The sequence below is a fragment of the Acinetobacter haemolyticus CIP 64.3 = MTCC 9819 genome, assembly GCF_000369065.1.
GTDB classification, from domain to species: domain Bacteria; phylum Pseudomonadota; class Gammaproteobacteria; order Pseudomonadales; family Moraxellaceae; genus Acinetobacter; species Acinetobacter haemolyticus.
Genome location: NZ_KB849802.1, coordinates 298,121 through 323,414, shown reverse-complemented (window position 1 = coordinate 323,414; position 25,294 = coordinate 298,121). Strand labels below are relative to the sequence as shown.

The following is a 25,294-nucleotide window of genomic DNA, read 5'->3' as shown; positions in this document are numbered from 1 at the left end:
AGGATGTCTTTTAATGAGTTCAGCAAATTTTCTGGCTGAAAAGCCTTCTTTTCTTGACTCAAGCATTAATGCAGTACGATCTTCAAAGTTAAGATGATGGTATGACAATTTTATATACTCCATAAACCCTTTAAATTAATTAGGTGGTTTATGTCGCACTTCAAGTTTTACTCTGCCATGGTATTTTGATTTTATTGTGATTTCTGTCACGCTATTAGCTGGTTTTTTAATGAGATTGTGATTGTAAATAAATGTAAAATATTCTATTAACTTGCTTAAATATAATATTTATCTAAACTTTATTATTCCTAAGTATGTGATAAAGAAAGAAATCAATCTTTCTTTATCATGCGTCTATTTAAGCAACGAGCTGTGTATATGAGCAATACAAGATGCCTAAAATAAATAAAGCAACGAAAGGTGCTGTAATAGAAGACCATGTTGGCGTTACTGGTGGCTCAATATCAACGGTTTCTTGGTGGTCTACATTGGGTTGAGCCTGGTGTACCATTTTGTTGAATTCTTGCATGGTTGCTTCAAGTGAAACATCTTCTTGTTCAATGGGTTTTGAGCCAAGCAGTTCCGTTAATTGATTGGTTGACCAAACCCAGTCTTCTGCTTGACCAGATAAGTGCTCTACTTGGCCTAAAAGTAACTCAGTAAGACCAGTTTGGCCAAAGCTTCCTGTTTCATCTAACTGTTTTAGCTCAGCAAGTTGTAAGGATAAAACCTCAGCAAGGCTCATTTCTAATTCAGTTGCGCTGAGCGTTGATTGGTTATGCGCGGAAGTGGTTAGGTGGCGTGTAATTTCTTGGATATACAGTGGATCAGAGGTTTGAACCTCTTGATAATGCTTCTGAGGATTTTGTTTCCAGAGACTAATCAAGCGACCCAGTGCGAGAGCATTGATCTCACTGATATACAGCAGTTTTTCTTGTTGAGAATATTGACTGAATAGTTGCGGTTTTTGAATTTTAATTTGTTCAGCAAAATATTGAACTAAGTCAAAGGCCATTATATATCCTCAATTAATCTAAAATTCTAAGCGAAGGTTTTTTCTTAGTTGTTTCAGCTTTTTGTTGTGATTCTTCGTTTGCAGTGCTGATTGTGTCTTCAATATCAGCATACTCAGAAGGATCGAAAAATAAACCTTGGCCGTTTTCTTTTGCATAAATACCAAGTACAGCTCGGATAGGCACGTAAATTTCTTTGGCAACACCGCCAAATCGTGCAGAAAAAGTAATTGCTTCATTGCTGATATGCAATTGATGGACGGCATGAGGTGCAAGATTTAAAACAATTTGACCATCTTTAACAAATTGTAGTGGAACATCAGTATGCGGTTGAGTTGCATCAACCAATAGATATGGCGTGAGTTGGTTATCGCAAATCCATTCATAAATGGCACGAGCAAGATAGGGGCGTGTAGGGGTAAACGTTATTTGCTCAGACATAATTAAAAACTTATTAAATCGTAGAAATCAATTTATTGTAGCTGTTTTTTTCTTGAGCTGTCATTGATTTAATGAAAGATGGGCGGCTAAAGATACGATGACAATACAAGAAAATTGGTCGACAGTGTTGTTGAGGTAAATCTATTCCCATACTTTTGAGTCTTAGGAAGATCGGTGCAAGCATACAGTCCAAGATGGAAAATGTTTCAGACATAAAAAAGGGATAGTGTTGAAATAATGGTGTAAGTGAAATTAAGGTATTCCTCAATTCCTTTTGTGCTTGTTGTTTTTGAGCTAAATCGAGGGTATCCGCATGTCTGAGCATATGATCAACGAGCTTAAACCAGTCTTGTTCAAAACGCCAAATATATTGGCGCTGTTCTGCTCTGGCCATCGGGGCATCAGCATAAAGCTTATTTTGACGATAGCGATCATCTAAATATTCAGCAATCACAGGTGCAGAGAAGAGTTTGAGGTTCTGCTCTATTAGCATAGGGAGTTGATTGTACGGGTTAAGATCGGCCAAATCTTCATCTTCATGATCAGTAAGAATCAGATGATATTTGATCTGCTTTTCGGCGAGTAATAAACGAATCCAGTGAGAACGGAAATCATCTGCGTGACTATAAAGGGTGATGCCCTGAACTGGTGTATTTTCAACCGATGACATATGACAAAGCTAGAGATATAAACGCTTTAGCATACTAAAAAAACGTAGAAAAAGCATCCATGAGATTCGACCCAAGTGATAAATAAAAAAACCTCGGAATAATCCGAGGTTTTGGTCCAATTCGTAAAACGATTAACGTTTAGAGAATTGAGGACGCTTACGAGCTTTACGTAAACCAAGTTTCTTACGTTCAACTTCACGAGCATCACGAGTAACGAAACCAGCTTGACGAAGAGCAGGTTTTAAAGTTTCGTCTGCAGCGATCAACGCACGAGTAATACCGTGACGAATTGCGCCAGCTTGACCACCGATACCACCACCTTTAACAGTGATGTAAAGGTCAAACTTTTCAGTAACTTCTAAAAGTTCTAAAGGCTGACGTACAACCATACGAGCAGTTTCACGACCGAAATATTGCTCTAAAGTACGATTGTTGATTACGAGTTTGCCTGTACCAGCTGATAAGAAAACACGTGCAGTTGCGGTCTTACGGCGACCTGTACCATAATTAGTAGCCATGTGCTGTATCCCTTAGATGTCCAAAACTTGTGGCTGTTGAGCAGTATGAGGATGCTCGCTACCAGCGTACACTTTCATTTTTTTGATCATTGCATAACCAAGAGGACCTTTTGGCAACATACCTTTAACAGCTTTTTCTAAAACAGCTTCAGGTTTGTGAGCAATTAACTTCTCGAAGTTAGTCTCACGGATACCACCAGGGAAACCAGTATGGCGATAATACTTTTTATCAAGTGCTTTGTTACCAGTCACTTGAATGTTCTCAGCATTGATAACAACGATGTAGTCACCAGTGTCAACGTGAGGAGTATAAGAAGTTTTGTGCTTACCGCGTAAACGACGAGCGATTTCAGTCGCGAGGCGACCTAAAGTTTTGCCAGAAGCATCAACAACATACCAGTCATGTTGAACTTCAGCTGGCTTAGCGCTGAGAGTTTTCATTAAACCACTACCTATTATAGTTGGTTTGGACGGTGAAATCTGTCCAAACAAAAGGAGACCGAATTCTACATTAATTTATAAAACGGCACAACAAAAAATCATGCGAGAAGCATTATTTTGCTGCAAAGTGACTGATTTGGTCAACAACAAGACCATAATTTGAGCTTGTGCTGTTTCGCTTGTGATAGGGGAGAGTTTGACTTATTATTTTTATTAATTATTTGAAATAAATAGAAGTATTTACATGTTCTTTTGGGGATCTGGATGAGATTGTCGTTTTCTACAAAAATTGTTGTAGTGACTTTATTAATAGGTGTTTGTTCTACACAGACAAATGCACGACGACTTTATAAATGGGTGGACCAAAGCAGTGTGACCAACTATTCAGAATTTCAACCTAGGGAAGGGACGACTAAAAAATTAGAAGTATTAGAAAGTCGAGGGAGTGATTATGTTGATCCAATGATGGCTGTCACGGCCGAGATGAAAGCAATCGAAATACCTGTAGACCTGATTACACCACAAGACCAAGTAACAACGCGTCCATCGGCCACTCTTCCGCAATCGCAACAAACCTCGACTCAAACAGTAGTGAAGCAGGGAATGTTGGCTCCAACATATACTCAGCCTAATACCACAGTTGCTGTAATTCCTATGACTGAGAAAAAAGAGATTCAAGTTGCACAAACAATAGCTGTGATTGAGAAAAAAGAAATTACGATCAATCCTACTCTCGATAAAGTAAATAATGCAGGGGGAATTGCAGAGAAGAAGGCGGATTTGGCAGTAAGTGTACCCGCTGAAAGAAAACCACAGGCTACCATTAATCCTTGGACACGTGCGCCAAGCTTTGTCCCGTCAAATTTAGTGCCTCAGAATCTCACTAAAACGACAACCAGCCCTTAATTTGAATATAAATAAAGGCTGAAAAACTACAGCTGATTTTAGATTTTCGCTACACTAAGAAAAGTATCAAATGATCGGCGAAAAATATGCTTCCTTTATATGTCACTTCTGGTGAACCTGCAGGAATAGGACCTGATATCTGTTTGGGCTTGGCCGAACGAGTAGATGAGCGTCCTATTGTCATTTTAGCTGATTTGCAGATGTTACAGCAGCGTGCTGATCAATTAGACCTTGTTGTTGAGCTTATTCCATACCAAGGTCAATCAACATCTAGTCGAAAAGGACAGCTATTCGTTGAACATGTCCCACTGATAGAGACTGTAATTGAAGGACGATTAAATCCAATAAACTCAGGTTATGTCTTAGAGCAATTACGACGTTCAGCTGATTATGCGATGTCAGGTCGAAGTGTTGGTGTGGCAACAGCACCTGTGCAAAAATCCATTATTAATGAAGCAGGTATCGCCTTTAGTGGGCATACTGAATATTACCAAGAGTTCGCAGGTGTTGACCGTGTCGTTATGATGTTGGCGACTAAAAGTTTGCGTGTCGCCTTGGTAACGACTCATTTGCCGTTACGTGATGTGCCAGATGCAATTACTCAAGAGCGCTTGCATCAAGTGATTGACATCTTAATTCAGGACTTAAATACAAAATTCAAAATCGCGTATCCCAAAATTTTAGTCTGTGGTTTAAATCCGCATGCAGGTGAGGATGGCTATCTTGGACGAGAAGAAATTGAGGTGATCAATCCTGTGTTGGAAGCGTATCGCGCGCAGGGTGTGAAGATGAGTCTAAGTTTGCCCGCAGACACCTTGTTTACACCCGAAAACTTGAAAGATGCAGATGCAGTTTTAGCGATGTATCACGATCAGGGCTTACCTGTGCTAAAATCTCAAGGCTTTGGTGAAGCTGTAAACATTACATTAGGCTTGCCATTTATTCGAACCTCTGTCGATCATGGTACAGCACTTTCTCTTGCAGGCACTGGACAGGCTAAAGCTTCAAGCTTACATGTTGCAGTAGATTTAGCACTAGATTTGGCTCGTTAGTGACTCACGAGTAAATTATTCACGTTGGAATTATTATGTATCAAATTAATGCCCTAAACCCTAAAGATGAAGGGCATCAGGCTCGAAAACGTTTTGGTCAGAACTTTTTACATGATCAGCGTGTGATTGCCAAAATTGTACGCTCAGTGAATCCGCGTGCGGGCGAAAATATTGTGGAAATTGGTCCAGGATTGGCCGCATTGACATCTCCGCTGATTGGTGAGTGCGATGCTCTGACTGTGGTTGAGCTGGATCGGGATTTGGCGGCAGGTTTGCCTGGGCGGGTACCGCATCCTGAACGGTTGACGATTATTGAAGCGGATGCTTTAAAGTATGATTTCACTCAACTGTTTCAAGATGGTCGCCCATTGAGAGTCGTGGGTAACTTACCATACAACATTTCAACGCCATTATTATTCCATCTCTTAGAGTTTGGTGACAAAGTCAAAGACATGCATTTCATGTTGCAAAAAGAAGTGGTTGATCGCATTACGGCAGTGCCTAATACCAAAGAGTATGGTCGTTTATCGGTAATGATTCAGTATTATTGTAAACCAACATTTTTATTTGAAGTGCCACCGGGATCATTTAATCCGCCGCCAAAAGTGACGTCAGCAGTTTTCCGTTTAGAGCCGTATGAAACTAAGCCAATTGTAGCGAAAGATGAGAAAGCGTTGGCTCGTCTTGTGAGCCATGTGTTTACACAACGTCGAAAAACTTTGCGTAACAGTTTAAAAGGCATGCTGGCTGATGATGGTTTTGAAAAAGCAGGTGTTGATCCGATGGCGCGCCCAGAAACTTTAAGCTTGGCTGACTTTGTTGCCCTGTCTGACCAGATGGTGTCTTAATGTCAAAACGCTATAACTATGTGATTGGTGATGTGCAGGGGTGTTTTGCTGCACTCAAAGCCTTACTCAAAGAAATTCGTTTTGATCCTGACCAAGATTTTATCTGGTTTACGGGAGACTTGGTTGCACGTGGTGAAGATTCGGTTGGTGCTCTACGCTTTATAAAAAAACTGGCGGATCGTGGGGCTGCTGCAACGATTTTAGGAAATCACGATCTATCATTAATTGCTTCTGCACGTGGTTTCAAAAAAATCAAAGCCAAAGATCGAGTTCAGGATGTGATTGATGCGATTGATGGGGATGAACTAATCGATTGGTTGCGTAAACAACCGTTATGTTTATTTCCAAATGCTGAAACGATGTTGACGCACGCGGGAGTACCTTGTATTTGGTCAGCAGAAAAAACCGCTGAACTTGCACAAGAGGTACAAGATGCGGTTGGTCATGAAGATTTGATGGTCTTAGATGCATTCTTAGCTGAAATGTTTGGTGCTCAACCTGATCTTTGGTCTGATGATTTGACGGGTATGGCTCGTTTGCGTTGCATTACCAACTATCTAACTCGTATGCGTTTAACGACCGCAGAAGGTCAGTTAGAGTTTGAGTTTAAAGAGGGCTTGGATGCACCAATGCCTGGAGGTTACAAGCCGTGGTTTGACTATGAAAGTCAAGCTGCTAAGACACATCACCTCGTCTTTGGTCATTGGGCTGCTTTGCATGCAAAACGCATCAGTGATGATATTCAAAGTGTTGATGGTGGGTGTGTTTGGGGGCATCAGTTGGTGGCTTACCGTTTAGAGGATCAACAGTTATTCGCTGTTGAAAATCCATGGATTGAGTCGTGAGCATCTGATGCTTAGGTTCAATTGAAATATCGATAGAATCTGATCTGGTTGGGATGATCAAATTGTGCTTTGCCTGAATAGGGTGAGGCATTTTTTATTTTAGGGTTGTCAAAAAACTGTCATCTATTGATCATTAAAGTGTCAAAAAATATTTTTATGCTTAAAGCATGAAAATAACGACACAAATGGATGGCGATATGCAAAGTACATACGCGACATCTCTATTAAAGCAAGAACAGTTTCCTGAAAGTTTGAAATTTTACTTTAAAAGGAAACATTTCAAAGATCAACAAGATCAATTGTCTGAACTTCAAGACCTTGTTCGCCCTCGTTTGAGAATTGCAATTGTGACCGAAACATGGCCACCAGAAATTAATGGTGTTGCGATGTCGATGATGCAATTATGTCAGGGCTTACAGCGCCTCGGTCATAAGATTTTACTGGTTCGCCCTGTACAGAAAAATGTCTGTACTGAGTTTCATCCAGATCAGGAATGCTTGGTGTTTTCACAACCTGTGCCGAAGTATCCAAGCGTCCAATTGGGTTGGCCACAATATCTCAAAGTGTCTAAAGCATTTGAAAAATTTGCGCCAGATGTGGTGCATATCGTGACGGAAGGGCCTTTGGGTTTAACTGCATTACAAGCCGCAAAATCTAAAAAAATTGCTGTATCAAGTGGTTTTCACTCCGCTTTTCATGATTTTAGTCGATTTTTTGATTTGGCATTTTTAGTCAAACCTATTCAACGTTATCTCACTTGGTTTCATAACAGTACCGATGTGACGTGTGTACCTAGCCAATATACAGAGCAGGCGCTGCGTGGTTTTGGTGTGACTTGTCCGTTAGTTGTTGTTGGACGTGGAGTGGATACAGCAAAGTTTTCACCCAAACATCGTTCGCAACAGTTGCGCCAGCGATGGGGTGTAGATGCTGATACGCGAGTCTTGTTATATGTCGGGCGTCTCTCACCTGAAAAAGAAGTGGATGTTCTAATTAAGAGTTTCCATGCACTACGGACTCAACAAGGTACTAATTTTAAATTTGTCATTGTTGGTGATGGTCCAGATCGCGCTCGCTTAGGGAAATTAGCTCAGTCCAATGATGTGATCTTTATGGGAAGTCTAAGTGGTCGTGAGTTATCAGAAGCTTATGCCAGTGCCGATGTTTTTACCTTTGCTAGCCAAGCCGATACCTTCGGGAATGTTGTGCTTGAAGCAATTGCGAGTGGACTGCCTGTGGTCGCTTATGACTATGTCGCTGCTCATCAACATATCAAACATGATGTTACAGGATGGTTGAGCCCACTGGGACATACCACTGATTTGATCCAATCGATTTGTCATTTACCTGCGCTCCCACAGCTTAGACAAATGGGGTTGCTTGCCAGTGAAAGCGTGCAAGAAACCAGTTGGCAGTTTCCTGTACAACAATTAGAACAAGCACTTTATCAAGTTGCCAAGGAGTCTCCGATGACTTCTAGCTAACGATTCTCATATAGGAGAAGATTATGAAATTTGAAAATGCAAAAATAAAAATACTTGATCTTGATTTAAAAGGGTGTTTATACCTAAATCATCTCTCACATTCACAGCGTGTTGCCTTGTTTTTTAAAACGATCAGTCGTTTAGGTGATGGGCCATTTTGGTACGTTATGTTGCTATCTGTATGGGCAACACAAGGTCTGGCATACGGCTTACAGATTCTGTATTTAATTCTCGCTGGTTCTGTTGGAACCTTGATTTATAAGTTTTTAAAACATAAAACCACACGACCAAGACCTTATCAGGTTCATCAGGTCATTGTACTCGGTGAGCGGCCATTGGACCATTTTAGCTTCCCATCGGGACATACTTTACATGCGGTGATGGTCACGATTGTATTGGGTTATATCCAGCCTGTACTGTTGATTTTGATGCTCCCATTTACGATCTTGATTGCCTTGTCGCGGATGGTACTGGGTTTACACTATCCAAGTGATGTGATTGTCGGCGCAATCATTGGTGCCTCAGTTGCAAGCGCGGTCATTTTACTAGCACCGAGCTTGAATATTATTTTGTAGTGAATCTAGGGAATAGGGCTATCGTTCAAATCGAATGATTTGTTAAAGTACGGGATAATCCTATTTTTTTATTCAGGTTGTCATATGGGCTTACGTTGGACAGATACGATCGATATCGCAATTGAATTGGTTGAGGCACATCCTGATGTCGATCCGCAATGGATTCGTTTTACTGATTTACATGCGTGGGTATGTGCATTGCCAGACTTTAATGATGATCCAAACAAATCAACTGAAGGCTTATTAGAAGCGATTCAAATGGCGTGGTTGGACGAAGTTCGTTAGAAATTCATCTGAAATCGTGGAACTTTTACAGATTCCAGCTGATTATTGGCGATGACATCGGTATAATGCGGCAAATTTTTTAATGTTTAGACCATAATGGGAGCCAATCATGGCGATTGAACGTACTTTATCTATTGTTAAACCAGATGCAGTTTCTAAAAACCACATCGGCGATATCTTTGCTCGTTTTGAAAAAGCGGGTTTAAAAATCGTTGCAACTAAAATGAAACACCTTTCTCAATCAGATGCTGAGGGTTTCTATGCTGAGCACAAAGAACGTGGTTTCTTTGGTGATTTAGTTGCTTTCATGACTTCTGGTCCAGTTGTTGTTTCAGTTCTTGAAGGTGAAAATGCAGTTCTTGCTCACCGTGAAATCTTAGGTGCGACAAACCCTAAAGAAGCTGCACCTGGTACGATCCGTGCTGATTTTGCTGTAAGCATCGATGAAAATGCTGCTCACGGTTCTGACTCAGTTGCTTCTGCTGAGCGTGAAATCGCTTACTTCTTTGCTGATAACGAGATCTGCCCACGCACTCGTTAATCCAAAGTATTCAAGCCAGATAAGTGGTATACTACTTATCTGGTTTTTTATTTTTTATAAATTGTGTTGTGTAAAGAATACACAGCATATTTAGCGCTGATATTGTTTAGGTAAATGTTCATGAGTTCTGCAGTGGTCGTTTCATCCGAAAATTTAGATGAAAAACAACAGTCTGTTTCTATGCCTGTGGTTCATGCTGCTGACAATAAAGTCAATTTACTGGGCATGTCACGTGCAGAATTAGAAAAGTTCTTCGAAGACTTGGGCGAAAAAAAGTTTCGCGCTGGTCAGGTGATGAAATGGATTCATCAATATTTTGTTACTGATTTTGCTGAGATGACCAATATCTCAGGTAAGTTACGTGAAAAATTAGAAAAAATTTGTGAAATCAAAGCACCTGAAGTGGTACATCGCAATTACTCAAAAGATGGTACCCGTAAGTGGGTGTTCCGTGTTGGCGATGGCGAAGGTTCTTTGGTTGAAACCGTCTTGATTCCTGCCGAAGATAAAACGGGCGCACGTAAAACCTTATGTATCTCGTCACAAGTTGGTTGTGCACTGGATTGTTCGTTCTGTTCAACAGGCAAACAAGGTTTTCAGCGTGATTTGACACCAGCGGAAATTATTGGTCAGCTTTGGATGGCAAACTATTCCTATATGGAAGAGGTGCCTGTTGCTGAGCGCGAACGCACGGTGACCAATGTTGTGATGATGGGGATGGGTGAACCATTACTCAATTATGATGCGGTATTGAGTTCAATGCAGTTGATGTTGGATGACTTTGCTTATGGCATGTCAAAACGTCGTGTAACCTTATCCACCTCTGGTGTAGTGCCAAAGATTGACCAATTGGCGCAAGATATTGATGTGGCATTGGCAATTTCATTACATGCACCGAATGATGAGCTGCGTAATGAATTGGTACCGATTAATAAAAAATATCCATTACAACAATTGATCGCTGCATGTCAGCGTTATTTAGCAAAAGATGGCAATGAAAGTGCGCGCCGTCATGTCACCATTGAATATGTGATGTTAGATGGGGTCAATGACCAGCCAGAGCATGCGCAACAGCTACTTAAATTGTTAAAAAATTTACCAAGTAAAATCAATCTGATTCCATTTAACCCTTTTCCGCATGCGCCATATGGTCGTTCAAGCAGAAATCGTATTATTGCATTCCAAAAAACTTTGTCTGATGCAGGATTTGTGTGTACGATTCGTCAGACACGTGGTGATGATATTGATGCGGCGTGTGGTCAATTGGTAGGGCAAGTTGCTGACCGGACTCGTCGTGCTGAACAATGGAAAAAGAAAGTGGCGCAGCGACAAGAAATTTTGCGCACACAAGGATAAAACTTGGGGACAATGCGTTGAATACAACTCGACTAAAAACGACCATAGCGATAACAGTTGTACTTATGGCAGGTGGCTTGACAGCTTGCCAATCGACACCATCTACGAAAGATCCAGAGAAAGCTGTTCAGGTTCGCACCCAATTGGCTGCGGAATATATTCGTACGCGTGATTTGGACTCTGCAAAACGTTCACTTGACCAAGCATTGAAACTTAATTCCCGTGATGCAAATGCCAATATGATGATGGGTATTTTGCTGCAACAAGAGGGAAGTAAGCTCAATATGGAAAAAGCAGATGCTTATTTTAAGCGAGCGATTTCATCTGAGCCAGACAATGCTCAAGCGCGTAATAATTACGGTACATACTTATATCAGATGCAGCGTTATAATGAAGCAATTGAGCAGTTCACGCGTGCTGGTGCAACCTTAGGTTATGATCAACGATTTCAATCACTGGAAAACCTAGGGCGAATCTATTTATTATTGGGCGATGTGACGAATGCTGAAAAATCATTCAAACAGGCGCTGCAAGCAAATCGAAATGCAACCATTTCAATGTTAGAGTTGTCGGAAATTTTCTATTTGCAACAAAACAATAGAGATGCATCCCAGTTATATGAACAATATGTTCGTAGCGTGGGACAGCGCAACCAAGGTGCTAGAGCACTTTGGATCGGGATACGCATTGCTCGAGCGAATGCGGATCAGTTAGGAATGCAAGTGTTAGTCAACCAATTACGCGCTTTATTTCCTGATAGTCCAGAATATCAACGTTATTTGCAATTACAGTACAGTACTGAGGCCGTATGGAAATAAATCCAAATTCACATCAGCCAACTGGCTCAACCTCGCCATCGTCAACATTGGGAAATATTCAACGACCTGGTGAGTATTTGCGTCAAATTCGTATTGCACAAAAGAAAGAACTTGAAGAAATTGCAAGCGTATTGAATATGCCGGTCAAAACGTTGACAGCATTAGAGCAGGATGAATATACCGCTTTGCCAGAGGCGACGTTTATCAAGGGCTATTATCGAGCATATGCGAAATGCTTAAATGCTGATGCGAGCGCGATTATTCAACGTTTTGATGAAATATATGCCAATGATACGGGGCTTAAAGCAAGCCATGCCTTGAATAACTCACCAATTAAAACCATGGGTAAATTGGCGGGTTCAAAAAGCGTACGTAATCGTAAATGGTTAAAACGTCTGGTGATTTTGGCTGTTGTTTTATTGCTGGGTTGGTTGGCTGTTATGGCTGTACAAAACTGGTCATCGAGTAGCAGTAAAGATGATGTCGATATTCCTAAGATTACCAATTCAGATATTGAAATTTTACCGATGGCAAACACATCTGTGGCATCGGGAGATCAGTTAGTATTGAACTTTAGCCGTCCGACATCCATTAATATTGTTGATGCAACAGGTAAAGTCCTTGCGACAGGTCGCCAAGCGTCAACATTAAATTTGAGTGGCGAATCACCATTTCAAATTCGCTTAGATGATGCGACTGCCGTAACATTAAGTTTGAATCAAGAACAGATTTCATTGCGTCCTTATACAGTGAATGGTAAAGCTGAATTCCGTTTATCTCGCTAATGCTAAATAGGTAGCTATACGATGATCGTGAACCCAATTAAGCGTCGTCCAACACGAAAAATCCGTGTGGGGTCGGTGTATGTCGGTGGTGATGCTCCCATTAGTGTGCAGAGCATGACCAATACTGAAACCTGTGATGTCGATGCAACGGTTGCACAAATCCAGCGCTGTGCAGATGCAGGTGCGGATATCATGCGTGTTTCTGTGCCATCGATGGAGGCAGCAGAAGCATTTGGTGCTATTCGTAAACGTGTTTCTGTGCCTTTAGTTGCTGATATTCATTTTGATCATCGTATTGCGTTAGCGGTCGCTGATTATGGCGCTGATTGCTTACGTATCAATCCAGGAAACATTGGTTCGGATCAAAAAGTACGTGAGGTGGTTGCAGCGGCAAAGCATCATGGGATTTCGATTCGTATTGGTGTAAATGGCGGCTCTTTGGAAAAAGACCTGCAAATCAAATATGGCGAACCAACTGGGCAGGCGTTGCTTGAGTCTGCGATGCGCCATATTGATATTCTAGATCGCTTAAATTTCCACGAGTTTAAAGTGAGCGTAAAAGCATCAAATGTGTTTTTAACCATGGATGCTTATCGTTTGTTGTCACAACAGATTGATAACCCATTGCATCTCGGTGTAACTGAAGCAGGGATCTACCGTACCGGTACTGTGAAATCAGCGATTGCGCTTGGTGGGCTGTTGATGGAAGGCATTGGTGATACCATGCGTATTTCCTTGGCTGCTGAGCCTGAAGATGAGATTAAAATCGGTTTCGATATTTTAAAATCATTGGGCTTACGTTCGAATGGCATTAACTTTATTGCTTGCCCAAGCTGTTCACGCCAAGAGTTTAATGTGATCCAAGTGATGCAAGCTTTGGAAGAGCGTTTAGAGGATATTCGTACTCCGATGGATGTATCGGTTATCGGATGTAAAGTGAACGGTCCTGGTGAAGCTAAAGAAGCTGATATCGGAATTGTAGGCGCATCACCGCGTTCGCTGGTCTATCGAAATGGTGAAAAAAGTCATTTAATTGACACCAATCAGTTGGTTGATGAAATTGAAACAATGGTTCGTCAACGTGTTCAAGAGCTTGAAGAAGCCAAATCTAAAGAAATTATTCGTAGTTCATCATGAGTTCAATCGTCGCTATCAAAGGTTTTAATGACATCCTTCCAACGCAAACTGCGGCTTGGAGAAGTCTAGAACAACAATTGGCATCTTTAATGGATGCTTATGGTTATCAGCAAATCCGTTTGCCTATCGTTGAGCAAACAGGTTTATTCAAACGTGCTATTGGCGATGCGACTGATATTGTCGAAAAGGAAATGTATACCTTTTTCGATAAGGGAACACCACCAGAGTCATTGACCTTACGTCCAGAAGGGACAGCGGGTTGTGTACGTGCAATGTTAGAACACAACTTACTTCGTGGTGCTGCACCGCGTGTATGGTATGTGGGCCCCATGTTCCGTTATGAAAAACCGCAAAAAGGGCGTTATCGTCAATTTCATCAATTCGGTGTAGAAACTTTTGGTGTTGCAACGCCTGATATTGATGCTGAAATTATTCTCATGACAGCACGTTTGTGGAAACGTATGGGAATGGCGGAAAATGTGCGTTTAGAATTAAACACTTTAGGTGAAACGGATGAGCGCGCTGAGTATCGTGCTGCATTGGTTGAGTTTCTGAATCAACATAAAGATCAGTTAGATGAAGACTCACAACGTCGATTAACCACTAATCCTTTGCGCATTTTGGATTCTAAAATCGAATCAACACAAAAGATTTTAGAAAATGCACCTAAATTGCATGATTTCTTAAAAGAAGATTCGCTCAATCATTTCCAACAACTACAGCAATATTTAACTGATGCTGGCGTTGAGTTTGTGATTAACCAAAAGTTAGTACGTGGTTTAGATTACTACAACAAAACGGTATTTGAGTGGACGACCACCATGTTGGGCTCTCAAGGAACAGTATGTGCAGGCGGTCGTTATGATGGTTTGGTTGGTCAGTTAAAAGGTAAGCCAGATCAATCCGTACCTGCGGTTGGTTTCGCGATGGGGATGGAGCGTTTGCTGCTATTACTTGAGCAAGTAGCGCAGAACAAAGATACGCGTGATTGTGAAGTGTTTCTATTGGCAGAGCCAGCATATCAAGCTAAAGCATTGGTATTGGCTGAGCAAATCCGTGACCAGTTAGAAGCTGCGAATAGCACGATTCGCCTCAAAACTGGTTCTCAAGGTAGCATGAAAAGCCAAATGAAGAAGGCGGATCAATCGGGTGCTGTTTATGCTGTGATTTTGGGTGAGCGAGAGTGGGATTCACAGCAGCTTCTGGTGAAAGAACTTGCAACGGCTGAACAGTCTCAGGTTTCTTTGGCTGAGTTGGCGCCATTTTTTATCGAAAAATTTAAACAATAAAACATTTAGGAAAAGGACAATCACATGAGTTTAAGTGATGATGAACAACTCGACAGTTTGAAGTCGTTTGCTAAAAAATATGGTTCTGCAATTATTAGCGGGATTCTCATTGCCTTGATTGCCTTTTTCGGATGGGAATATTGGCAGAAGAAAACTCAAGCTGAAGCTCAGAATCAGACGGCTAAAGTGCAAAAGTTGATCGATGAGGCTCAAGCACTTGCTGGTCAACCTAATGCTTTTGAGACGATTTCTGAGGCGGCGGATAAGATTGTCAAAGAAGATGCCAATTCTGTGCATGCGATTCAGGTTCAATTGTTATTGGCAAAACTAGCTTATGACAAAGATGACTATGCAGCAGCTGAAAAGGCGCTGAAGAAAGTTGAAAACTCGACGATCAAAGATACCGGGTTGGTGCAAATTGTTAAATTACGTTTAGCAGATGCGCAACTGGCGCAGAAAAAATATGATGAAGCTTTGAAAACCTTAGATAAAGTGACTGAACCAACGTTCAAAGCGACTGCTGATGAGCTACGTGGCGACATTTATGTTGCAAAGCAAGAGACAGAAGCTGCACGTAAGGCCTATCAAAGTGCATGGGATAATGTGGTCGAGCGTAAGTTAGAGCGTCAGCTTTTACAAATTAAACTCGAAAGTGTTGGCGTTTTAGTGGATGATCCTGAAGTTGAGCGCCCGATCTTAGATACCAATGTGGATGAGTCTTAATGCAGAATAAACTAAAACTACCATTGGCAATCGCCATTGCTTCAGCTTTATTTGTAGGTTGTTCGAGTAATAAGGTAAAGCCTGTAAAGCCGAACCCATTACCGAAAATTACCCAAGAGCAAAGTTTAAACCTTGTGTTCTCGCAAAGTGTTTCATCGACCAGTGCTGCAGATGCTATTCGATTGCAGTTGGACACGGATAATGGTGTGATTTTTGCTCCTGATCCAGATGGTCAGGTGTCTGCTTACCAAGGCAAAGAAAGACTTTGGAAAAGTAAAATTACCAAACAAGAGCTGACCGCTGGTGTTGAAGCTGGTGAAGGTGTTGTGGTTATTGGTAACCGTAAAGGTCAGTTATTTGCACTTGACCAAGCAACAGGTGAGCAGAAATGGACTGCACAATTGTCGGGTGCAATTTTAACACCTTCTTCGATTCAGTCTGGTCGTGTGATTAGTTTGGCAAATGATGGAACTGTATTTGCTCATGATGTTGCTACAGGGCAGCAAGTTTGGGCGTATAAGTTGCCAAATGTACAATTCAGTTTACGTGGTCAAGCCGCACCAGTTCGTTTAGATGATCGTACTGTCCTGATCGCTTCAGCAAATGCATATATTTATGCAATTGATGTGATCAGTGGTATCCCAAGATTTCAACGTCGAGTTGCAATCAGTGAGGGACGCTCTGATATTCAACGTTTGAATGATATTAATGGTGATCCTGTTGTCGCAGGGCAGTACTTGGTGACTACAAGTTTCCAAGGACAAGTTACTGTTACTGATATAGCAACCCAACGCGTGGTTTGGAGTGAAGATGCAAGCAGTACTAACCGCCCTGAAGTTGCTGAAGATAAGGTCTTTGTTTCAACTGTAGATGGCAAGTTAAATGCTTATGATCTCGCGACAGGTGAGCTTGTTTGGCAGAACGAAAGCTTGTTAAATCGTAAGCTTAGTAATCCAGTTATGCTTGGACAAAACCTTGTAGTTGGTGATTTGGATGGTGTTTTACATTTGATAGAACCTGCCACAGGACGTTTGGTTGGTCGTGCTAAAACACGTGGAGATGTTCGTAAATTACGTGTGATTAATGATCAGCTTTACGTTTCCACTCAAAAAGGTGCATTAAGCATTTGGCAGAATCGTTAATTTTATCCAAGCTTGTGGTAAAATTAGAAAATAGGGCATGGCAAAATACCATGCCCTGCATTTTTTATAGAATTTAAATTTCAACATAAATTTTTCAATCCGAATATGATACTCGTTAGGGGCATCCGCAACCTGAGCGAAGATACACAAAGCACTGCTTTGTCTGGGTGTAAGACGAGTAGCTCTGCTGCGAATATTGTATGCGAATTGAGTCTTGTAGTATGGATAACTGTCTTTGCCTTTACGAAGCTTTAAGTGCTTGTTTGGGTAAAAAGAAAGTCAGTCTAACTGAAAGCTTATCCAAGTATTGGGTGATAAATCAGCAAGACACCATTATGATGATTTTAAAAATCTAACTCAGATTAAGGTAATTTATGAAACCCGTTATTGCGCTCATTGGTCGTCCAAACGTCGGAAAATCAACGCTATTTAACCAAATCACTAAAAGTCGTGATGCTTTGGTTGCTGACTTCGCTGGTTTAACTCGTGACCGCAAATACGGAGATGCGGTATATCAAAATAAATCATTTATCGTCGTCGATACCGGTGGTATCGGTGAAAATGAAGGTGGTATTGACTCTTACATGGCGGAGCAGTCAAAAACCGCGATACATGAAGCGGATATCATCGTTTTCGTGGTAGATGCGCGTGCTGGCCTATTGGCATCAGATGAACAAATTGCACGAGAACTACGCACATTAGGTAAGAAAGTTTATTTAGTTGCTAACAAAGTGGATGGCGTCCATGCTGAAGCTGCTTTAGTCGAGTTTTATAAGCTCGGTATGGGTGAGCCATTGCAAGTAGCTGCAAGTCATGGTCGTGGCGTACAGCAAATGTTAGAAGATGTACTTGCAGAAGTACCTGAAGATGAAAATCCTGAAGAGCATAATAAAAACACGGGTTTGCGTTTAGCGATTATTGGTCGTCCAAACGTGGGTAAGTCAACACTCGTTAACCGTTTATTGGGTGAAGAACGTGTGGTGGCTTTCGACCAACCAGGGACAACCCGAGACTCGATTTATATCCCATTTGAACGTGATGGCCGCCAATATACTTTGATTGATACGGCAGGTGTACGTCGTAAAGGTAAAGTGGATGAAATGATTGAGAAATTCTCAATTGTTAAAACACTACAAGCGATGAAAGATGCCAATGTGGTCGTAATCGTTGTGGATGCTCGTGAAGGTATTGTTGAGCAAGATCTACATTTGATCGGTTATGCACTTGAAGCAGGTCGTGCGATGGTGATTGCGATCAACAAGTGGGACAACATGACCGAGTATGATCGTAAGCAATGTAAACTAGATGTTGAGCGTCGCTTTGATTTTATTCCATGGGCGAAAATTCATTTAATTTCGGCATTACATGGCACTGGGGTGGGTGAGTTATATCCATCCATCCACCGCGCTTATGAATCATCGAATTTGAAAGTTTCACCAGCAAAACTCACTCAAATTCTAAATGATGCAACAGAAGCACATCAGCCGCCAATGATTAGTGGTCGACGTATTAAAATGCGTTATGCGCATATGGGGGGGCAAAACCCGCCGACGATCGTTATTCATGGTAATAAGGTCGATAAGACACCAGCAGACTATCGCCGTTATCTCGAAAATGTATTCCGTAAAGTCTATAAGCTTGAAGGAACACCCGTTAAGATTGATTTTAAAACGTCTGAAAATCCATTTGAAGGTCGTAAATCTCAGGTGGATGAGCGCGTTGCGGCACGTAAACGCCGTTATGTTCAGAAATTCAAAAAGGCTGAAAAGAAATTTAAGCGTTAATATAAATAGATCTAGATTAGCCCAAAGTTCGCTTTGGGCTTTTTTATAAGGAGGGACCAATGACCATACGTAAAATCGAAATACATCTACAGGCATTGGCGCAACTGCTGAAAAAAAATAAAACAGATTTTGCTGATTTAAGCAGCTTTAATTTTTATAAACAACAGCAAATAAGAGCTTACCGTGACCAGCTTTTGGCTGAGCACTTGCAGATTGGTATTGAAGCGCTCAGCTTTGCTAAACATGAACATGGTAAGCCTTTTTTAAGCTCTCACGCTTTACATTTCAACCACTCACATAGTCGACATTATTATGCTTTAGCAGTGAGTAAACGTGTGCAAGATATAGGCGTTGATGTAGAAGAGTTAGATCGAAAAGTTCGATTTGATGCTTTCGCACAACATGCTTTTCATCCTGATGAATATCAAATCTGGCAACAAGAGCAGAACAAAGAATATTGGTTTAAGGTGTGGACGACGAAGGAAGCAATATTAAAAGCTTCGGGCTTGGGGATTCGTTTAAATTTAAATAGTTTAAATACACAGGTTCATCCTGAACAGACTGGGGGAGTGTGTACCCACCCTTTGATCGGAACATTTGCCTATCAAAATTTTATCTTAAATCGTATTGTGATAACTGTGGCATGGCGAAGTGAGCAGTCATGCCGTGGGTTCCAGTGTAAGCGTCCGCTGAACACACCTTCTGAATTCATCCTATAAGCCTTAATTTAGTCCCCACTTAGAAACAAGTGGGGACTTAAATTTATGACTACAAATAATCAGACATCCATCGCATCTCTTGCGAAAAAACGAAGAACATACAGTGCTGAATTTAAACAGCAGATCGTTCAGGCTTGTAAAGCACCGGACGTTTCAATTGCTTCAGTCGCTTTGCAACATGGATTGAATACAAATCTTGTATCCAAATGGATTCGCTTAATTGATGCTAAGCCAGGGAGTGATCGCTCACCACTACCGAATAAACCTGCATTTATTGCCTTATCTTGCTCTGCACCATTAGATCCTACTCCTACTGACATGTTAAAAGTTCAAATTACTTTACCCCACTCAAAAGCAGAAATTGGCTTGAAATGGCAGACATCAGAAATACCTGCCTTGGCAGAATTACTCAAGGCACTGGCAACATGATCCGTATCAATGAAATTTGGCTCTCTACCCAGCCCATGGATATGCGAGCAGGAATGGATACTGTCATGGCTCAGGTGGTGAGAGCCTTTGGCTACATCAAACCGCATTGCGCCTACCTGTTCTGTAATAAACGTGGTCATCGTATGAAAGTGTTGGTACATGATGGACTGGGCATCTGGCTGTGTGCCCGGCGTTTGGAACAGGGTAAATTTCACTGGGCTCAAGTTCACCAAGTTCACCAAGGTGAAACCGTGGCCCTCAGCCCGGAACAGTTACAGGCATTAATCCAAGGTTTGCCCTGGCAGAGAATTGGATTGCAGCAAGTGGTGAATATGCTCTAAACCAAGCTCGACCATTCTGCCATCCTCCAAACGTTCTATTTCATTCTCTTCATGACCTCAGGCATACTGTGGTCATGAATACGCTGCCTGACTTAAGCCAACTGACCCATGAACAACTGCTGGAATTCACCAGACAGTTGGCGATGCAGCATCAGTCTCTAGCACAATCAAACCAGCAATTAGATGCCAGAGTTCAACATCTTGAAGTCACCAATCAGCAATTAGATTCTAAAGTTCAACATCTTTCTATTCTCAATCAAAAATACGAGCATGAACTGGCGCTGTTTAAAAAGCACAAATTCGCCCAAAAGAATGAACACTTAACGGCAAAACAAATCCATCTGTGGGATGAAGCGGTTGAAGAAGATATTGCCGCGGTTGATCTAGAACTGGAACGGCTAAATGCAGATAAAACCAATGCAGCGACACAGAAAGCCAAAACCAATAAACCTAAACGTCGACCACTGCCAGATCATCTACACACCATCCGTATTGAGCATGAACCTGCATCAACCCAATGTGCTTGTGGCTGCCAACTCCGTCGTATCGGCGAAGATGTCAGTGAAAAACTGCATTTCAGACCGGCACAGTTCTATAAGGAACAGCATGTGCGTGGTAAATGGGTCTGTGATCAGTGTGACACTCTAACTCAGCAAGCGATGCCCGCCTATGTGATTGATAAAGGCATTGCTTCACCTGAATTGCTCAGCCATGTGCTGGTATCGAAGTATGCCGATCATTTGCCGCTGTACCGTCAACGTCTGATCTATCAGCGGGCGGGAATCGAACTGTCTAGATCAACTTTATCTGACTGGATAGGTCGCTGCGGTGTAGAACTGGAACCTCTGGCCAATGCCTTAAAAGAGGTGGTGCTGCAACAGCGGGTGCTGCATGCAGATGAAACACCGGTCACCATCATGCGGATGGGTGAGAATAATAAAAAACCGAAGAAAGGTTATGTCTGGGCCTATGCCACCACACAGTATAATCCAGTTCAGGCGGTGATCTATGACTTTCAGGATAGTCGTTCAGGCCAGCATGCTGAAGAGTTCTTGAAAGGCTGGCAGGGCTATCTAGTCTGTGATGATTACAGTGGTTATAAAGCACGTTTTAAATCAGGCCAGGTGATTGAGGTGGGGTGCATGGCCCATGCACGTCGTAAATTCCATGAACTGCATGTAACTGGGAAAAGTCAGGTTGCTGAACAGGCCTTAGTGCTGATTCAGAAACTGTATGCGATAGAAGCAGAACTCAGGAAAAAGACCGATGGTACAGCGGAAGACCGCCGCGAATACCGACAACAGCATAGTCAACCAGTGATGCAACAACTATATGAATGGCTCAACCAACATCATCTGACAGTGCCATCGAGTTCTCCTACCGCCAAGGCTATCAATTACACTCTGAAGCGTTGGCCAGCCTTAAGCCGCTATCTGGATGATGGCAATCTACCGATATGCAACAATTGGGTAGAGGTGCGACACGAAGTCGCTTAATGAAGTTGTTCCCCCCTGCGGGAACCACCCGTGTCACCGGGTGAATCTAGAAGGCTGAATAAAGAGCGCCTTCGACAATGTAACGAGGCACCGCAAGGTGCGGGGTATCAATCGTGAGAGGCGTACCCTTCTGGCAGCCATAGCCGGACAAGGGCTAGATAATCGGTATGGTGAACACATGTGAATCTGCGTAACGATCGTTAAGTTGAACGAGCGGAAATGGCTGATACGCTCGAACCAAAACGGTAATGGAGGTGGGAATTGCGTCTTTCGACTACGCATTCGTGACCCATACGCCTCCCGGTCGATAGCAGGCACCTAAGCCGATGTACTTCAGTAAGCGGAACGTGGAAATCCCGTATTACTCCCATTGGGAAAGCAGTTTGCAAAAACTGCCCATGGTGATGCGGGCGAAGGAACGAGGAAAAAGCGAATGCCAGTCTGTAATGGGTTGGATAGAGGTTGAAACATTACCCCACGCGAAAGCGGGCTGACGTCCTTATGGTCTCTCATCACAAGAGAGTGTGTAGAACCCTTTTAATGGAGGGAGAGCAAATGAATGCAGCAGTATCAGCGTGTGCACCTTCCAGCACATCGTGGGACAGCATCGATTGGATTGCTGTACAGCGTCATGTCAGAGGGCTGCAAGCGCGTATTGTGAAGGCGGTACAAGACGGCAGGCATAACAAGGCGAAAGCTTTGCAATGGCTGCTGACTCACTCGTTTAGTGGCAAAGCATTGGCCGTCAAACGAGTGTCTGAAAACAAAGGCAAAAACACGGCTGGGGTCGACAAGGTGACTTGGAATACACCCAAGGCCAAGACCGGTGCGATGATGTCGTTGAAGAGGCGAGGTTACACGCCCCTTCCGCTTCGGAGAGTCCTTATTCCGAAGAAAAATGGCAAGATGAGACCTCTTGGGATACCCACGATGAAATGCCGGGCCATGCAGGCGCTCCATCTGCTGGCTTTGGAACCCATCGCGGAGACCATCGCTGATCGGAACTCTTATGGGTTCAGACCGCAACGCTCAACCGCGGATGCTGCAGCACAGTGCTTTGGTGTGCTGTCAAGAAAAGTAAGTGCGGAGTGGGTGCTAGAGGGTGACATTCAAGGCTGTTTCGACAATATCAGCCATGACTGGATGATCGCCAACCTCCCAATGGACAAGGTGATTCTACGGAAATGGCTCAAAGCCGGTTACGTCTACCAAACCAAGCTGTTTCCCAGTCTTTCCGGAACACCGCAAGGAGGTATTATCTCCCCGGTGCTGGCCAACATGACCTTGGACGGACTGGAAACGATGCTGGCGAAGAGGTTCTCTAACGCCAAATGGACAGGCAAAAAGCTGCAACTGGTACGGTATGCGGATGATTTCATCATCACGGGGTATTCTAAAGAGTGGCTCGAAAATGAAGTTCGTCCTGCCGTGGTTGAATTTCTGGCGCAGCGCGGTCTCGTGCTCTCTCAGGAAAAGACCAAAATCACGCACATAGGGAACGGGTTCGATTTTCTTGGCTGGAACGTACGTAAGTACAACGGCAAGCTACTGATCAAGCCGTCAAAGGCAAACATCAGCGCTCATCTTGACAAGCTGCGAGCATTAATCAATGCAAACAAAGCGACACGACAGGCCACTTTGATCGGTTTGCTCAACCCGATTCTAAGGGGTTGGGCCAACTATCACAGTCATGTCGTTGCCAAGAAGGTTTTCAACCAGGTAGACAACGCAGTGTGGGAAATGCTCTGGCGATGGGCTGTACGTCGCCACCCTCGCAAGACACTCCGATGGGTCAAAGATCGGTATTTCAAAGTACAAGGAGCGCGTCGATGGGTGTTCTCATGTGATGAACAGTCCGCCGATGGTCGGAAGCGACAATACACATTAGTGTCTGCCTCGGACACGCCAATTGTGCGACATATCAAGATCAAGGCTGCTGCTAACCCTCATGACCCCGCATGGGATGAGTACTTCGAATCCCGATGGGGTAAAAGAATGCTGGTCTCCGCAAAGGGGCGAGCCAAGCTGTATCGGGTGTGGCTAAAACAAGGTGGTCGCTGCTGCGCCTGTCTTAAACCAGTCACCAAAGATACACCATGGCACAGCCGTCATATTGTGAAGCTAAGTCATGGTGGAACGGATGCAGTTGCTAATCTTGAGATTTACCATCTGTATTGTCCGAGGAGTGTTCAGTTTGCCAATGTCAACGATGTATAACCGGGTGCCGAATGGCGCCTTAGCAGAGGCTTGAGCCGTGTGCTGGGAAACTCGCATGCACGGTTCTTAGGGGGTTGGACGTAGGTAACTGCGTCTGACTACCCGACAATCAAATGCGACCTTGGGCCTTAGGGCGCAAGAACTGGCTGTTTGCTGGCTCGCTGCGCAGCGGCCAGCGAGCGGCGAATATCATGACTTTAATCCAGTCAGCAAAGCTGAATGGCTTGGATCCGTATGCCTATTTAAGTGATGTGCTGAAAAGGCTGCCGACGCATAAAGCGACCCAAATAGAAGAATTACTGCCACATCGCTGGAAATCCAACTCAAATTAAAAAATAGGCATGGGGTTCAGCGGACGCTTACGTTCCAGTTTCCACAGCTTCAAATCATTCAGCACTGATGTGAATAAAAAAATGCCAGTGGTTACACTGGCATTTGGTTTAAATCTAGAGAAGCCGAGATTTAAGGAATCTGATCATCTTCAAATTCAGGTTTGACTTGCACGATAAAGTCTTGACGGCTAAGACCACGCCATAAGGCATAGGCTGTACCAATGTAAATCGATGAATAGGTACCAACAAAGACACCAACAATCATTGCTGCTGAGAACCAATGTAATCCATCACCACCCAAAATAAACATCGCAACTACAACCAGTAAGAGTGTTGCAGAGGTGTGAATGGTACGACGTAAAGTTTCCGTCAATGCAATATCAATGATCTCTCTAGAACTTGCGCCTCGGATCTTACGGAAATTTTCACGAATACGATCCGATACCACGATATTATCGTTTAATGAGAAGCCGATAATCGCAAGTAGTGCAGCTAAAACAGTTAAGTCAAATGGCCACTGAAAGAGAGCAAACATCCCGAGAACAATCACGATATCATGGAACAATGACATCACCGCACCCATTGCAAGCTTAAACTCAAAGCGAATCGTGACATAAATCAGCATCAAGATCAGTGCCAGTGCAACTGCTCCCGCAGAACGAACATAGAGTTCATTTCCAACCGCACCACCAACAGCATCTACTTTATGTACATTGACAGTGTTATTTGGTAACTGTACTGCTTTGGTAATACTATTGCTGAGGTCTTCAACTTCAAGATCATCCTGTACAGGCATACGTACAATCAGATCTGTTGTACTCCCCAAAGTCTGAACTACTGGATCTTTAAATCCTGCTTGGCTCAGTGCTTGTGTAACTTGAGAGGGTTGAACTGGATTTTGATAGTTCAACTCAGCAGAAACACCACCTGTAAAATCTAAGCCAAGATTGAGTCCCTTGGTCGCAATAAAGAAAATACTGGCAATGGTGAGTAAAATCGAAATGATCGCAGCTGGTTTGGCGATCTTCATAAATGGGATAATTTTTAAATCATCTGGACGACCGTATTGTTTTGAGTCTCGTTGAGTCAGATCTGTCATATCAATC

The 25,294-nt window shown here is 42.8% G+C and carries 26 protein-coding genes and 3 pseudogenes; 22 read left to right on the top strand and 7 right to left on the bottom strand.

Translation table 11 applies throughout. The features are described 5' to 3' along the window. The 6 genes and pseudogenes from F927_RS17085 to rplM all read right to left on the bottom strand — a co-directional run. Positions 1 to 108: pseudogene (locus tag F927_RS17085) on the bottom strand (helix-turn-helix domain-containing protein); the annotation flags it as partial. Between the two features lie 250 nt (positions 109 to 358). Continuing rightward, entirely contained in the window at positions 359 to 1,015 is a 657-nt protein-coding gene (locus F927_RS08180) for a hypothetical protein (RefSeq protein WP_004640846.1), read from the bottom strand. A 13-nt stretch (positions 1,016 to 1,028) separates the two neighbouring features. Continuing rightward, entirely contained in the window at positions 1,029 to 1,454 is a 426-nt protein-coding gene (locus F927_RS08175) for a ClpXP protease specificity-enhancing factor (RefSeq protein ID WP_004640844.1), read from the bottom strand. Between the two features lie 13 nt (positions 1,455 to 1,467). Further along, entirely contained in the window at positions 1,468 to 2,124 is a 657-nt protein-coding gene (locus F927_RS08170) for a glutathione S-transferase N-terminal domain-containing protein (protein WP_005083402.1), read from the bottom strand. Positions 2,125 to 2,256: 132 nt separating this feature from the next. Next, positions 2,257 to 2,643, bottom strand: coding sequence for a 30S ribosomal protein S9 (gene rpsI, locus F927_RS08165; protein WP_004640839.1), 387 nt, complete (start codon positions 2,641 to 2,643; stop codon positions 2,257 to 2,259). Positions 2,644 to 2,655: 12 nt separating this feature from the next. Then, on the bottom strand, positions 2,656 to 3,084 hold the full coding sequence (gene rplM / locus F927_RS08160) for a 50S ribosomal protein L13 (protein ID WP_004640836.1): 429 nt from the start codon (positions 3,082 to 3,084) through the stop codon (positions 2,656 to 2,658). A 264-nt stretch (positions 3,085 to 3,348) separates the two neighbouring features. Between rplM and F927_RS08155 the strand changes: the two genes are divergently transcribed. The 22 genes and pseudogenes from F927_RS08155 to F927_RS08050 form a co-directional block, all read left to right on the top strand. After that, positions 3,349 to 3,990 (top strand): hypothetical protein, encoded by a 642-nt coding sequence (locus F927_RS08155; RefSeq protein ID WP_005083400.1) that lies wholly within the window; start codon positions 3,349 to 3,351, stop codon positions 3,988 to 3,990. 86 nt (positions 3,991 to 4,076) lie between these two features. Next, entirely contained in the window at positions 4,077 to 5,042 is a 966-nt protein-coding gene (pdxA, locus tag F927_RS08150; protein WP_005083397.1) for a 4-hydroxythreonine-4-phosphate dehydrogenase PdxA, read from the top strand. A 35-nt stretch (positions 5,043 to 5,077) separates the two neighbouring features. Beyond that, positions 5,078 to 5,890 carry a 16S rRNA (adenine(1518)-N(6)/adenine(1519)-N(6))-dimethyltransferase RsmA gene (gene rsmA / locus F927_RS08145; RefSeq protein WP_004640832.1) on the top strand — a complete coding sequence of 271 codons (813 nt, stop codon included), beginning with the start codon at positions 5,078 to 5,080 and terminating at the stop codon, positions 5,888 to 5,890. Then, positions 5,890 to 6,735 (top strand): symmetrical bis(5'-nucleosyl)-tetraphosphatase, encoded by an 846-nt coding sequence (locus F927_RS08140; RefSeq protein ID WP_005083394.1) that lies wholly within the window; start codon positions 5,890 to 5,892, stop codon positions 6,733 to 6,735. Before rsmA ends, F927_RS08140 begins: the two co-directional genes overlap by 1 nt. Positions 6,736 to 6,902: 167 nt before the next feature. Further along, positions 6,903 to 8,219 (top strand): glycosyltransferase family 4 protein, encoded by a 1,317-nt coding sequence (locus tag F927_RS08135; RefSeq protein ID WP_005083393.1) that lies wholly within the window; start codon positions 6,903 to 6,905, stop codon positions 8,217 to 8,219. Between the two features lie 23 nt (positions 8,220 to 8,242). Then, positions 8,243 to 8,794, top strand: a complete 552-nt coding sequence (locus tag F927_RS08130) for a phosphatase PAP2 family protein (RefSeq protein WP_004640826.1) — start codon at positions 8,243 to 8,245, stop codon at positions 8,792 to 8,794. Positions 8,795 to 8,878: 84 nt separating this feature from the next. Beyond that, positions 8,879 to 9,079, top strand: a complete 201-nt coding sequence (gene iscX / locus F927_RS08125; protein WP_004640824.1) for a Fe-S cluster assembly protein IscX — start codon at positions 8,879 to 8,881, stop codon at positions 9,077 to 9,079. A 109-nt stretch (positions 9,080 to 9,188) separates the two neighbouring features. Then, on the top strand, positions 9,189 to 9,620 hold the full coding sequence (ndk, locus tag F927_RS08120; RefSeq protein ID WP_004640823.1) for a nucleoside-diphosphate kinase: 432 nt from the start codon (positions 9,189 to 9,191) through the stop codon (positions 9,618 to 9,620). Positions 9,621 to 9,740: 120 nt separating this feature from the next. Then, positions 9,741 to 10,976 carry a dual-specificity RNA methyltransferase RlmN gene (rlmN, locus tag F927_RS08115; RefSeq protein ID WP_005083389.1) on the top strand — a complete coding sequence of 412 codons (1,236 nt, stop codon included), beginning with the start codon at positions 9,741 to 9,743 and terminating at the stop codon, positions 10,974 to 10,976. A 17-nt stretch (positions 10,977 to 10,993) separates the two neighbouring features. Further along, positions 10,994 to 11,794, top strand: coding sequence for a type IV pilus biogenesis/stability protein PilW (gene pilW, locus F927_RS08110; RefSeq protein WP_026056343.1), 801 nt, complete (start codon positions 10,994 to 10,996; stop codon positions 11,792 to 11,794). Beyond that, positions 11,785 to 12,579, top strand: a complete 795-nt coding sequence (locus F927_RS08105; RefSeq protein WP_004640817.1) for a helix-turn-helix domain-containing protein — start codon at positions 11,785 to 11,787, stop codon at positions 12,577 to 12,579. The genes pilW and F927_RS08105 overlap by 10 nt, the downstream gene beginning before the upstream one ends. 21 nt (positions 12,580 to 12,600) lie before the next feature. Beyond that, complete coding sequence (gene ispG / locus F927_RS08100) at positions 12,601 to 13,716, top strand: flavodoxin-dependent (E)-4-hydroxy-3-methylbut-2-enyl-diphosphate synthase (protein WP_005083384.1); 1,116 nt, start codon at positions 12,601 to 12,603, stop codon at positions 13,714 to 13,716. Next, entirely contained in the window at positions 13,713 to 15,005 is a 1,293-nt protein-coding gene (gene hisS, locus F927_RS08095) for a histidine--tRNA ligase (RefSeq protein WP_004640814.1), read from the top strand. The genes ispG and hisS overlap by 4 nt, the downstream gene beginning before the upstream one ends. 24 nt (positions 15,006 to 15,029) lie before the next feature. After that, entirely contained in the window at positions 15,030 to 15,728 is a 699-nt protein-coding gene (locus F927_RS08090; protein WP_004640812.1) for a YfgM family protein, read from the top strand. Beyond that, on the top strand, positions 15,728 to 16,870 hold the full coding sequence (gene bamB, locus F927_RS08085; protein WP_005083381.1) for an outer membrane protein assembly factor BamB: 1,143 nt from the start codon (positions 15,728 to 15,730) through the stop codon (positions 16,868 to 16,870). The genes F927_RS08090 and bamB overlap by 1 nt, the downstream gene beginning before the upstream one ends. Before the next feature lie 374 nt (positions 16,871 to 17,244). Beyond that, positions 17,245 to 18,654 carry a ribosome biogenesis GTPase Der gene (gene der / locus F927_RS08080; RefSeq protein ID WP_004640809.1) on the top strand — a complete coding sequence of 470 codons (1,410 nt, stop codon included), beginning with the start codon at positions 17,245 to 17,247 and terminating at the stop codon, positions 18,652 to 18,654. A 59-nt stretch (positions 18,655 to 18,713) separates the two neighbouring features. Continuing rightward, entirely contained in the window at positions 18,714 to 19,373 is a 660-nt protein-coding gene (locus F927_RS08075) for a 4'-phosphopantetheinyl transferase family protein (RefSeq protein WP_005083378.1), read from the top strand. Positions 19,374 to 19,418: 45 nt separating this feature from the next. Further along, positions 19,419 to 19,802: an IS66-like element accessory protein TnpA gene (gene tnpA, locus F927_RS08070; RefSeq protein ID WP_005083376.1), complete on the top strand. Its 384-nt coding sequence runs from the start codon at positions 19,419 to 19,421 to the stop codon at positions 19,800 to 19,802. After that, positions 19,799 to 20,143 (top strand): IS66 family insertion sequence element accessory protein TnpB, encoded by a 345-nt coding sequence (gene tnpB / locus F927_RS08065; protein ID WP_005080771.1) that lies wholly within the window; start codon positions 19,799 to 19,801, stop codon positions 20,141 to 20,143. Before tnpA ends, tnpB begins: the two co-directional genes overlap by 4 nt. A gap of 74 nt (positions 20,144 to 20,217) precedes the next feature. Further along, positions 20,218 to 21,618, top strand: a pseudogene (gene tnpC / locus F927_RS08060) (IS66 family transposase); the annotation flags it as partial. 576 nt (positions 21,619 to 22,194) lie between these two features. Next, on the top strand, positions 22,195 to 23,856 hold the full coding sequence (ltrA, locus tag F927_RS08055) for a group II intron reverse transcriptase/maturase (RefSeq protein WP_005080778.1): 1,662 nt from the start codon (positions 22,195 to 22,197) through the stop codon (positions 23,854 to 23,856). Positions 23,857 to 23,960: 104 nt separating this feature from the next. Next, positions 23,961 to 24,188: pseudogene (locus F927_RS08050) on the top strand (transposase domain-containing protein); the annotation flags it as partial. A gap of 130 nt (positions 24,189 to 24,318) precedes the next feature. Here the strand turns inward: F927_RS08050 and secF are convergent. Continuing rightward, positions 24,319 to 25,287 carry a protein translocase subunit SecF gene (secF, locus tag F927_RS08045; protein WP_005083373.1) on the bottom strand — a complete coding sequence of 323 codons (969 nt, stop codon included), beginning with the start codon at positions 25,285 to 25,287 and terminating at the stop codon, positions 24,319 to 24,321. Between the last annotated feature and the right edge of the window lie 7 nt (positions 25,288 to 25,294).